The following is a 12,683-nucleotide window of genomic DNA, read 5'->3' on the forward strand; positions in this document are numbered from 1 at the left end:
ACTGAAAAAATATTCATTAAACTTTCTAAAGAACGAACAAACTCAGTTTTCCTCCATGCGAACCATTATAGTTGAGAATGAGATATTTACCGTTTACAAAATCAACCAACCCGAACGGGTCATGACCGGAATTAAACCCTTGATCGGCTGATTGGTTTATATTAAACACTGGAGAGGTTCCGGAAAGACTTGTGCGAATCACCTGATTCTGCATACCGTTCCCCGGATAAACCAAAATCAACTTCGAATTCACAAAATCTAAACTCATCGAAAGCTTTATATTTCCTACCGAGGATGCAGAATTCATATTAGTAATAATGGATTGAGTATTCGAAGTACCATCCAAATTACTCCGAAAGAAATCGATCTCATTGGTATTATTATTCATTCCGTAGGTCGACATCAGTAGCTTTCCGTTCAGTCGGTCGAGCGCAATCGCGGGTAGAATATTAGCAAAAAACGACCTTCCCGTCGAGTAATCGGTGTGAGTACAATTCGTTCCATCCAAATCACAACGGTACAAGGAAGGCTTATTGGAATTTCCTTGATTCCGCGTGATCACCAAGATTTTTTGATTGGTATAATCCAGATCCGCGATCGGGGTAAACCCAGACTGCACTCCTTGCCCCGAGGAAATATCCTCGTGAATACAATTCGATCCATCAATATCACACCGAAACAAAGAAGGCCGGATTCCGTTCGCAAGGTTGTTCGTAACCACTAAGAGTTTTCGATTCAGCTGATCGATTAGAATCTTCGGATTCGTTCCGGATCCGGAACCTTGACCCGCTGAAATATCAAAATGACCACAGTTGCTTCCGTCCAGATCGCAACGAAACAGGGAAGGCTTAGAAGAATTTGCCCCATTCTCCGTTGCAACCAAGATCTTTCCTCCGATTTCATCCACTACGATCGAAGGACTTTTTCCGGAATTGTTTCCTTGACCGGAAGAAATATCAAAGTGTTGGCAAGAATTCCCGTTTAAGTCGCAACGAAATAAAGAAGGTTTGTCCCCGTTGCTTCCGTTTTGAGTTACGACGAGCAATTTCTTATTGATTGGATCGATCGCCGCGGACGGAAATTTTCCGGAATCGGTTCCTTGACCTACCGAACCGGATATATCCTTATGAACCGCAGTAGTCGCACCTGGGATCGAAGTCGTAGGAGTTCCGCTTCTTTCCACACTCAAGGGACTCTCCCCACCGTTATGAATCGCGGTCATCGCGACGAACTTGGTGGTTCCATTCGTCAAACCGGAAAGCGTAATCGGAGAAGAAGTCCCACTTACGGAACTCATCGCAGTTGTCACACCACTCGAATTTGCGGTGTAAATTTTATAACTCGTGGCGCCATTCACCGGGATGAACGAAACAACCAATTTTGCATTTCCAGCTCCGACAAGAACTCCATTCGGAGAAGGAGGTGGACCGATGTTCACGGTCTGACTCACGATCGAAGAAATGTTCCCAGCCTTATCGATTCCGATCACTTTTATTTGAAACTGCCCCGCTGTGGAAAGACTCACCGAACCGGAATAGAGGTTTCCGTTCGCAATCCCTCGGGAAACATTGAAGCTCGGCGAAGTTCCGTCTAACGTGTAGGCGATCTTATCGCACCCTGCGTTGCCGACGTCTGCGCAAGAAACGGTAAAACTCGTTCCGATTGGAAACGGTCCTGTGCTTGTTGGCGAAGTGATTGAAACGTTAGGAGCTGATTGGTCCTTTGTGATCGTCACCGTTGTGTTTCCAACGTTGATCGCACTGGCGACGCAGATACGAATCGTATTGTCCCCAATACTCAACCTTGTATTGTCGATTGCAGTTACAGTGTCCGGACCTCCGGCTGAAACTGAACCGGAAGATAAGACCGTTCCAGATGTACAACTGGACCCGCCCAGAATGATTTGGTAGGTTCCGCTTCTGTCCGATTGCCAAGCGGTCGAACCGTTCTCTCCGGAAACGTAACGAAGATTCGAATTGATCGTAACGTTCGGAGTCGCGAGGTCAACGGTATATCGCTTTTGTGTAACGGCGGAAACATTCCCCGCCTTGTCTCTTGCGATAAACTTTATGGAAGTGGTCGCATTGTCTACGGTCGAAATCGCTGTCCCGGAATACATGCTTCCCGTGCCGATCGTACCGGAGAGCGCGTCGATGGTTGGATTCGTAGGAGTTCCATTGACCAAAGAATTTACGACCGTTTGATCGCAACCGCTTCCCGAATCCGAGCAAGTGAGGGAAACGTTCGTAATCGTCCCGAAATTTCCTTCATCCGGACTCACGGAAACGGAGGGAGGAGTATCGTCTCTTTGGATGGAAATCGAACTCGATCCGATTCGATCGAGACCGGGTGTACAAATCCCATCCCCGTCTAAATCGACGTATCCGAAAATCGTAAAGTGCTTCGTTCCTTCCCCCGAAAAATTTCCGCCTGCCGTCACCGAAAAAAGCGAATTCGTTCCGGAAGATAAAAACCCTCGAGTCACTTCCAGTCCGGAACCACAATCGGACGCACCGGAGCGAATCGTAAACGCAACGGAAACGTTGGATGACCAGGTGATATCCGACCGACCAATGGCACCTGGATGATTGCTGATAAAATTAGATGTCGTATTCGCGATGATCACAGGAAGCGTCGTATCGATTTGATACAATGACTCCTGAATCGCACTCACATTCCCGGCCAAATCTCGACAAAGATATTTGATTCTATAGTCCCCGCTCACGGAATCGGAGCCGACATTAAAATGGACGCTCGGCGCATTCGAGTAGATTCCATGAAAAGGAGAAAAATTCGGAACGCTACCGTCCAGAGTATAGACGATCGAACCCGGACCGATATTATCCATACAGGTAAGTTTCACCTTCTGAGAGTTTCCATAAATCCCGGGAAGATTGTTCGAAGAAATTGAAATGGATGGAGAATCTAAATCCTCCTGAATTCGTTTCAGAATCGGATCGTTAATCGAGCCGTCGTTATCTACATCAAATCCATCCGCAATTCCGTCATTTTCGAGATCGATAAACGCGAGGGGATTCCCGGTACAATTCTTTCCAGTTCGAGAAGAATAGTGAGACATCTGATGGCATAAGTAGTGATTCGTGACGCCGTCCCCGTCTGTGTCGATGGAATCTAAGATTCCGTCCTGGTCCGTATCCGATACAAGCATATCAATGACGTCGTTATTGTTGGTATCGATTCCGTCGGTGATACCGTCTCCGTTCACATCCAAAAATGTCCCTTTGATCCTCGCGGTTCCTTCCATATCGATGATCATAAACGGAATCGTGTTTCCTATTCCGGAATGACCGGTTTTCAAACAACCGAAACAAAAGAGGAAAAAAAACACAAACAGGGGAAATACTCTTTTCATAGATTTTCGACAAAAGGAAGAACGCGTTAGACGCGACACGGTTCCTTTCTTTACTCCAGTCTCTAACTTTATCTTTTTTATCGATCCAAGCATTCCCGCCCAATAAAGAGCATTAGAATTCCTGAATTTTCAAACCTAGGACTAAGAGTAGTCGAAAAATACAACTTCCTAAAATTAAAAAAGTCTTAAAACGAGATCCGAAGAGAACCGAAAGATAAGAAAGAAATTTCTTTATCAATCATTCCAAACGTTTTTATAAATCAGAAAAGAAAACGATACAAACGAATCCTCAACTCTTACTTCTTGAGCAATTTCCCATATCCTTTTCGGATCTATAAAGAATCGAACGGACAAAGTGAACTCGATCCCTTTTGATAAAACGGAGAATCCTTTTTAAATTGAAATCTACGTTTGAACTAAATGCAAAAAAAGAATCAAAAAGATGGATCCCTTTTGTTGATGCGATTTTCAGATGAGTTTGACGAAACGGAAATTCAAAAACACAGAGAGGACTCATTCTACCTTGAAACCGACTTTCTCGATTGAACCGATCTGGACCTTAGAAATCTTAAAAGAAAATTCACGGTGGCAATGGATTCGGAGAAACGGAAAGGAACCAAGGTCTCCTGAAATAGGATTCTTATAAATTCGTTTTGGAAACGATGTTGGAGAAGAGCGTCTTTGGAGTTTAGAGACGGAGACAGGATTCTTCAATCGAGGCGAACGGAGATTCCCATCTCCTGCATCGCTCTCTTCGTTTCTCGAATCGAATATTCTCCGAAGTGAAAGATCGAAGCCGCGAGCACGGCGTCTGCTTTTCCTCTGAGAATCGCTTCCACCATGTGTTCGGGGTTTCCGGCGCCTCCGGAGGCGATGATCGGAATTTCAAGAGCGGAAGAAAAAGCTTTTAGTAGATTGATATCGAATCCGTTCCTCGTTCCGTCTCGGTCCATAGAAGTGAGAAGAATTTCACCTGCGCCTTTTTCCGCGGCTTCTTGTGCCCAGTCCAAAGCTTCCCTTCCGGTCTCCGTTCTTCCTCCGTGCAAAAAAATCTCATATCGATCTCTTTCCTTTTGGAACTTCACATCGATCGCACAGACGATGCACTGAGAACCGTAGATCTCGGAAGATTCTCGAAGCAGTTCAGGATTTTGAAACGCGGCGGTGTTGATGGAAACCTTATCGGCACCCTTTTCTAAAACCGCTCTTACATCCGCGACGGTTCTGATTCCTCCGCCGACCGTAAATGGAATAAAAATCTTCTCTGCGATTCTTTCTACGAGATGAAGAAGAATCTCTCTTCGATCCGAAGAGGCCGTGATGTCTAAAAAACAAAGTTCGTCCGCAAGATTCTCTTCGTAAATCGCGGCTGATTCGACGGGATCTCCGGCGTCTACGAGATTTACAAAGTTTACTCCCTTTACCACCCTTCCATCTTTGATGTCCAGGCAGGGAATGACTCTTGCGGTCAGGTTGCTCATCCGATCTTTTCCGGAAATTGAATATTCAAACCTTCTAATTTAGAAACAGCTTGTGAAAGGCCGAACAATTTTCCTTCTTCGAAATAAGGCGCTGTGATCTGCAATCCGATCGGAAGTCCCTTTGTATCTTTCCCCATCGGAACGCTGATGGCCGGAAGTCCCGCGAGATTCACGCTCGTAGTCCAGATATCCGCCTTATACATCTGCACCGGATCCTTGGTCTTTTCTCCGACCTTAAATGCGGTCGTAGGAGAAGTCGGCTGAAGAATGAAATCCACCTTGGAAAAAAACGTTTCGTATTCTTTCCGAATCAGAACCCTAGCTTTCTGTGCGGTTCCATAGTATGCGTCGTAATAACCGGCGGAGAGTGAGAAGGTCCCCAAAAGAATTCTTCTCTTTACCTCCGCTCCAAAACCTTCCGTTCTGGAATCCACATACAAATCTTCCAGTTTTCCCGTAGGATCCTTTCTCGCCCCAAAACGAATTCCATCAAAGCGAGAAAGATTCGAAGAACATTCCGCTGTAGCAATGATATAATAGATCGGGATCGCGAAGCTGAACTTCGAAAAATCCAGTTCGACTAAGGTCGCACCTTTTTCTTTCAATTGCGAGAGAAGAGATTCGTAGGCTTTTGTAACGTCCGCATCGATCTCCGGAGTCATCTTGATCACGCCGATTTTCAATCCTTTGAAGTCGACTTCCTTTACGGAAGACGCGGAGAAACCCGGGCGATTTACGGAAGTGGAATCTCTTTGATCCTTTCCCGAAATGACCGAATACAAATCGATACAACCTTGAACATCCTTGGAGAACGGTCCGATCTGATCCAAGCTGGACGCGTAGGCAACGAGCCCATAACGTGAAACACTTCCGTAAGTGGGCTTCAGTCCATAGAGTCCACAGAGGGAGGCAGGTTGTCTCACAGAGCCGCCCGTATCGGATCCGAGAGCCAACGGAACCATAGAAGCGGCCACTGCGGCCGCGGATCCACCGCTGGAACCTCCTGGAATTCTTTCTAAATCGAACGGATTGCGTGTTGTCTGAAATGCGGAATTTTCCGTAGAGGAACCCATCGCGAATTCGTCCATGTTCGTTCTTGGAAAAAGGATAAATCCTTTTTCGAGAAGTCTTTCGATCACCGTTGCGTTGAATGGAGATTTATAATTTTCTAATATTTTAGAGGAACAAGATGTGATCGAATCTTGGATACAGATATTGTCTTTGATCGCGACCGGAATTCCGTCAAACTCCGAAAGAGGTTTGCCCGCTTTTCTTCTGGAATCGCTCTCGGCGGCGGCTTCCAAAATTTTCTTCTCATCCAGGGACAAAAATGCTTTCACCGAACCGTCGACTTCTTTGATTCTTTCGATACAGGCTTTCGCTAAATCCGTAGCGCTGAGTTTACCCTCGCCAAGAGCCGTTTTCAATTCTGTATAAGATTTTTTTAATATTTCGTTCATGTCTCGATCACCTTAGGAACGACGAAGTATCCGTTTTGAAAGGATGGTGCGAAGGTTTCGATTTCTTCCCGAGTGAGATGTTTTCCGGAGAGATCCGGACGAATCGCGTTTTCGTGTTGGAAGTAGATCTCGTCGTCTTCGATCGAAGATACGTCCAGTCCTTTTACTTGATCCACGTATTCCAAAACCTTATTAAAGTCTCTCAAGGTGGATTCTTTTTCTTCAGGACGGATTTTTAGACGCGAGAGGTCTGCGATTTTTTGCAAAGAATCTTCGTTCAGGTTCATGATTCTCTCCCTTGCAGTCAGAGTGTTTTAGTAGGCATTTTTGTCCATGATTCCTTTAAATGGAGTCAGGAGAATAATCTTTAGGTCGAGCCAGAGAGACCAATTTTCAATATAATAAATGTCCGCGGCGATTCTATCCTCAATCGATGTATCTCCTCTGAGTCCTTTCACCTGAGCAAGACCGGTAATTCCGGCCTTTACCGCGTGCCTTCTCATATAATGTCTGTGATCATTTTTAAATTTTTCAACAAAATGCGGACGTTCCGGTCTTGGTCCCACGACGGACATGTCCCCGAAAAGAACGTTGAAAAACTGAGGAGTCTCATCCAAGGAAAGTTTTCTAAGAATTTTTCCGAATCCGGTAACTCTCGGATCGTTCTGGATCGTCCAGGTCGTTTCGGATTGCGACTTCGCTTGAACGACCATCGTCCGAAACTTGATCATCTTAAATTTCTTATTATCCAGACCAACTCTTTCCTGATAATAAAAAACCGGACCTCTTGAGGAAAGTTTTACGAACAGTGCCATCAAAAGATAGAAAGGAGAAAAGAAGAGAATAAAAAGAATCGAAAACGTAAGATCAAAAAGACGCTTTATGAATTTATTATATCCCAGACGGATCGGAATGTTTCGGATCGAAATGACCGGAAGGCCTTCCATCTCCTCCACCCTTCCCCTCGCCTTGATGAATTCTTGAAAACCGGGAACGATCTTTAGATCGATGCCTTCGTGATCGCAAGCGTCCAAAACTTCTTTGAGATAATCCCCTTCCGAAGGTTCGAGAGTATAAACTACAAGGTCCGGTCTTTCCGTTTCGAGAATTTTTGCGATCCTACTTACCTTTCCGATCACCTTCATATCCTTACGAACCGGCTTTCCCGTATCCGCTTGGACAAAACCCAAAATTTTATAACCGTAGATTCCGTGTTTGATGACCGCGTCGTTAAATCGTTTGGACGTTTCGGAAACACCCACGACGAGTACGCTCCTTAGATTATAACCGCGTTTTCGAAGAGTTCTGAGAAGAATTCTCGCAGAATAATGAAGAAGGCTCGTGGTCAAAGTATTGATGACCGTGTAGACGAGGATCACGGATCTTGAAAAACGTTCGCTTCCCAGATCCCCACGAAAGAAGAATAAAACGGCGAGGACGAAAACTAAATTGAGGAACACCCCGCCGACGATCGTAAGAAATTCGTCGATAAAAGAAAGACCGCGTCTCGGGTGATAGAGATCGATCGCGATAAAAACGATCACTTGAAAGAAAGCTAATAGAACAAAAAGAAAAACATAACTTTCAAGATCCACGTAACGAACGTCCATCCCGGTTTCGTCTACGACATAGAAGCGAAACAAAAATGCGAGAGCCCCCCCGAAAAGAGCCGTCACAAAATCCAAAATGGTAAAGATCAACTTAAACGTTTGACTTCTTTCTTTGAGCATGTTAAGGATTCTCCGAAGATATTCCCGCACGATCACCCGTTTGGAAAGGACGTTTTCTAAATCTAAACAGACGAACTCTTGTTAGCTCGGAAGAATCCTGTTGGCCCAAAGAGAAGTCCGTGATCGATATCGAGAAGAATACGGATTGATCGTAAAAGGAAACGAGTCCGTCCGTTCTTCCTCCGGGAACCGCACGCAGATCCATGCTGTATCCGAGTCGAAAGTTCGCGGTATGAAGATTGTATTTGATCGTTCCCATAAAACGATTGATGTTTAGCGCCGTGTTCTGCTTAGCACCGTTTCCGTTCACGCCGGTTCCATCCAGTAAGTCCCGTTGGAGAGTTGTTCTTTCCAGGTTGAGAGTGGACGCGCTCGTCGTAGGATCGTTCCCATAAAAAAAAGTATCGTATGTGTTTCCGACCTGATTGGTATATCTCCAAGGCTGACTCACCCTGGAATCCAGCTCCGCTTCGATTCCTAAGTGTCTCGTAAAATCCACATTCGCTTTTACGAATATTCTATATCCGTCAAGTATCGGACTATTGTAGACGTGATACCAGGTTCCTCCCAATTCCAATTCACGAATCAGGCGAACGAACGGAAGGGTAAAGCCGCCCATCTTGTAAGAAGCCGTAAAACTATTGGAAAGAGGTTTTGCTTTTGGAGTATGATGTACGTAGTCGTTGTTGATAAAAAGACCGGAGTAAAAACTTCTTTTCTTTTCAAGCAGAGAAGCGCGTTTCGGGCGTAGGCCGTCTAAAAAATCGAAATAACCAGAAAAGCGGGCCACAGTAAAATACCAACGCTCTTGATTTGTAGGTTGCGGTTGATATTCCGGGGAAAAGGATCTCAGATCTCGTATGGTTCGAACGGAAATTTCAAAATTCTCCAGCGCATAACTTTCCAACGAAATTTCCAATTCGTGTTGTCTCGTTTTTGCGAGAATCGGATCCTGTAGTTCCGGTTTGTAGGCTTCGAGTTTACGATACGTCGCGTTGAAAAAAATCAGAGGGATCCCGATTCTCAAATTGGAAGCCGTTCTTACGTATTCGTAAGATTCCCTTGCAAGATAACGTTCCAAAGAAGTAAACGCGTTATCCGTCACACCGGTAACTGCCGCGTTGTTTCTGCTCGTAGCGGATTGTTTTTTGGCCCCAAAAAACGCGTTCGGGGTAAACGTCATATAACTTCCAAAGTTCAACGTAGTTCGAAGACCCGTTTCCCCTTGGGTGAAGTACTGCGTTCTGAGAACATTCTCCTTATAATTTCCGTAAGGATCCTGATAATTTCCGTCCAAGGTGGGAATACTTAGATTCTCCCTTGTGGGAACTCCGTAGTAACGAAGAATCGTATTGTTCAAATACGCATCCCAATACACAGCGGAATTAAAGTAAGGAATTCTTCCGATTTCGGAAGAATTTCGGATCGTGGTGGTCGGCAATACGTCCACGGTCGGAAAGTAACCGGACTTATCCGTCGGACTTAGGATATAATACAAAAGATTTCTCTTCATCCCCACGTTGATGGAAAGATCTCCTCGGTTTTCGGTATAATCGAACTTCCATTCGAGTGTATTTCGAATATAACCCTGGCGAACGTTTCTTGCGGTATACAAGGACTGAAGCGTGTTTGCAGGTTCGTAACGATTTCCGTATTCGTAATCAAAAAGACGATTTGTATAATTTTCGTATTGAAAGCTGAAGTTTCGGGTAACGTCCTTTTCCGTGTTGTTCGTCTTCGAGTTTAAAAGAATTCTTCCCTTCCACCAAGGTTCCGTATCCTGTCCGATATAACGATATGGGCTATTCGGATCCGTAGAAAAACGGGGCCCCTTATCCACTTGATTGGTAACGGCTGTAGTTCCGATCCCGAAATTGTGAAATCGATCTTCATACGCGCTTGAGATCGCATAGTTTCTATGATTCGCATATCCGATGTCGATCAAGTAGTTCAAATACGGGCTTTGTTTCCACATCTCAAGTTGAAACGCCTGCCCGGTTTTTTCGTAAAAATCCGCGCGAAATTTATAACCCATCGGGGCGACGGCGATCGTAGGCATCACGGACCACTGATAGGAATTCTGCATAAACAACCCTTGCGTGTTGTTCTTACCGGCTTGCGTGATCCAACCGTTTCCTAAGTTACTGTTGTAGAGAAACGGCAACCAGAGAACGGTCGTTCCCCCAACCTGATAACGCACGTTCGTCGCCATCACGGTCTTATCGTCGTAGATATAGAGTCGATTGACTTTAAAAGAATAGTGGGGTTTCTCAGCGTTACAGATCGTAAAGTAACCCATCTCGAGCGCGTATCGTTTGTCGTCCAACTTCTTCAACTTCTCGCCGATAAAATGGGCAGGAGCAAAGGTCCCTTTTGTCTTATAGACGACCCCTTTTTCCAGACGAAAATCGTAGATGAATTTATCTCCTTCGATTACCGCACGTCCGTCCTTATAGACGATTCCACCTTCTGCGTAGATTTCCTGCCTCTCACTGTCGACGGTAATCGTTTCGGCTTCGATCGAACCGGATCTGAGTTTCAGTCGTACGCGGCCTCTCAAAACAAGAACCCCGGATTTATTCTTATCCACTTGTAGGAGCTCCCCTTCGGACGCGTTTTCGATCGAAATCGGGAGCGCTTTTTTCGACTGAGGAAGATTCGCGAGCGGGTCCGCCGCGACCGGAAGCGCTTCTTCCAAAGCGGAGCGAAGACGTTTTCTTCTACTAAACAAAGATCCTTCACGGGTCAATCCGAGGGAAAGAAGAAGGTCGTCCACTTCACGGTCCGGAAGTGTATCGATGGATTTGCCTAAAAGTCGATTTTTTGCCCGGAGAATCGCGAGCTTTTTTTCATCGTTGGGAGCCGAAGACGGACTTTGATCCCCTGCCGCTCCGCCCGTCATAAAACGGAGCATCTGCTCTTCCGTCTGCCCGAAGATCGGAATTCCGAGCAGAAGTAAAAATAGAATCAGAATAAGGCGGAGGTGCATTCCGGTACCGGTGTCAGATTATTCTCGGGAATTAGATTTTCATCTAATTATTTTTGTGAAAACGAGAACGCCGACCCCCAAGAGAATTCTATACACACCAAAGGCTGAGAAAGAATGCCTCTGAAGATAGTGCAAAAACCAACGTATGACGAGTGTGCAAAGAAGAAAGGAAACCAAAAATCCAAACGCTAAAACCGGAATCGTATCTCCGTTTAAAATCGAACGATACTTGTAGAGTTTATAAATTCCCGCGGCCAATAAAACCGGAACGGCTAAAAAGAAGGAAAATTCCGCACTACTCTTCGTATCTTTTCCTAAGAATCGCGCCGTGATGATTGTCGCCGCGGATCGTGAAATCCCTGGAATCAACGCAACACACTGAAAGATCCCGATGAGAATCGCGTCCTTCATTTCTACGGATTTTCTTTCGTGAGTCCCTTGTTTTTTGTGAAAGAACCATTCCGCGATCAAAATCAGAACGCCGCCGAAGATCCAGGCCCCCGCGAGAATATCCAAAAGGTCCGGCCTTGCTTTGATCGTATCTAAGAAATTCTTAGCGACAAAACCCGCGGCTAAAATCGGAAGCGCACCGATCACGATCTGAATCACAAAGTAAAACCCTTGTGGATCGGTATTCTTTTTTGTTACATAGGAAATGGAAGAAACGATATGGGAGCGAAAGCGTTCTCGATACAAAAAGAGAACCGAAAGAATCGCTCCGCTCTGAATGAAAATATCAAAGAGGTCGTCGAACTCGATTCCGAAATTCTCTCCTGAAAAAGGAAAAAAGGAACTAAATAGAAACAGGTGTCCCGTCGAGGACACCGGCAGGAATTCGGTGATCGCCTCAATGATACTTCTCAGAAAGGCGTTCAGGTAATGGTTCAAGGGAGATTACTGTCCGGGAGTTTTTGGAGCTTCCGTTTTAGGAGCTTCTGTGCTCGGAGCCGTCGTCGTTTCTTCTTTCTTTTCGGTTCCGGTCGCGGTCGTCTTTCTCTTCAAAAAAGCGTCGAGATCGAACTTGTCGTTGTGTTTGATCGAGACTTGTTCTTTGATTCTTTCCAAAACCTTCGGAAGAATTTCTTGAGACTTGTCTTTTTTGAGTTTAGCTCTTGCGAATAGAATACAACGATCGATCGGAAGAGAACTCACTTGTGGTTCTTTCGCGCGGAGTTTTTGACATTCTTCCATCGCTTCTTCTTCGGAGATTTTGATTTTACTTTCCACAAGGTGCATAACGTAAAGTTGCGAAACAATCTGCATTTCTTGGAACTTCAAAATCTTTTTGATATCGTCGCGTTTTGTAAACCCGTCTTTTTCCGCGGCGATGGTGGTGATCATCATATCTCTGTACTGATCGTAAAAATTCTTCTTTTGGAATTGATAGTTCAGAGCTCTCATCTGCTCCGGAACTTCCGCGATGTCCTTGGAAATAAACTCGAGAAGATTTTCTTTCTCGATGTTTTGAACCCGACTCATCGCGTCGATGGCGACGTTGTATGTGTCTTCAAAGCTGTTGACTGTGATCTTGTTTCCGTCAAGGGTCTCGATCACTTCGGAGTTGTCTCCGCAACCCGCAAAAATAGCGGCTAAAAGAATCAAAGAAATTAAAATAATGTTTTTTTTCATCGGACTTAGGGTTCCTGTGCA

The 12,683-nt window shown here is 45.2% G+C and carries 8 protein-coding genes; all 8 read right to left on the reverse strand.

Annotated elements, in window-relative coordinates; genetic code table 11:
- Window positions 1–25: 25 nt before the first annotated feature.
- Entirely contained in the window at window positions 26–3,373 is a 3,348-nt protein-coding gene (locus tag DLM75_RS12190; RefSeq protein ID WP_158586471.1) for an FN3 associated domain-containing protein, read from the reverse strand.
- 710 nt (window positions 3,374–4,083) lie between these two features.
- On the reverse strand, window positions 4,084–4,854 hold the full coding sequence (gene hisF / locus DLM75_RS12205; protein ID WP_069607587.1) for an imidazole glycerol phosphate synthase subunit HisF: 771 nt from the start codon (window positions 4,852–4,854) through the stop codon (window positions 4,084–4,086).
- Entirely contained in the window at window positions 4,851–6,314 is a 1,464-nt protein-coding gene (gatA, locus tag DLM75_RS12210) for an Asp-tRNA(Asn)/Glu-tRNA(Gln) amidotransferase subunit GatA (protein WP_118968788.1), read from the reverse strand. The genes hisF and gatA overlap by 4 nt, the downstream gene beginning before the upstream one ends.
- A complete protein-coding gene (gatC, locus tag DLM75_RS12215) occupies window positions 6,311–6,601 on the reverse strand; it encodes an Asp-tRNA(Asn)/Glu-tRNA(Gln) amidotransferase subunit GatC (protein WP_118968789.1) in 291 nt (96 codons plus the stop codon). The genes gatA and gatC overlap by 4 nt, the downstream gene beginning before the upstream one ends.
- Window positions 6,602–6,628: 27 nt before the next feature.
- Window positions 6,629–8,044 (reverse strand): undecaprenyl-phosphate glucose phosphotransferase, encoded by a 1,416-nt coding sequence (locus tag DLM75_RS12220; protein WP_118968790.1) that lies wholly within the window; start codon window positions 8,042–8,044, stop codon window positions 6,629–6,631.
- Window position 8,045: 1 nt separating this feature from the next.
- Window positions 8,046–11,033, reverse strand: coding sequence for an LPS-assembly protein LptD (locus tag DLM75_RS12225; RefSeq protein WP_118968791.1), 2,988 nt, complete (start codon window positions 11,031–11,033; stop codon window positions 8,046–8,048).
- A 39-nt stretch (window positions 11,034–11,072) separates the two neighbouring features.
- Entirely contained in the window at window positions 11,073–11,921 is an 849-nt protein-coding gene (locus tag DLM75_RS12230) for an undecaprenyl-diphosphate phosphatase (RefSeq protein ID WP_118968792.1), read from the reverse strand.
- Between the two features lie 6 nt (window positions 11,922–11,927).
- Complete coding sequence (locus DLM75_RS12235; protein WP_118968793.1) at window positions 11,928–12,662, reverse strand: lipoprotein LipL31; 735 nt, start codon at window positions 12,660–12,662, stop codon at window positions 11,928–11,930.
- Window positions 12,663–12,683: the final 21 nt, after the last annotated feature.

Source organism: Leptospira stimsonii (assembly GCF_003545885.1).
Lineage (GTDB): Bacteria > Spirochaetota > Leptospiria > Leptospirales > Leptospiraceae > Leptospira > Leptospira stimsonii.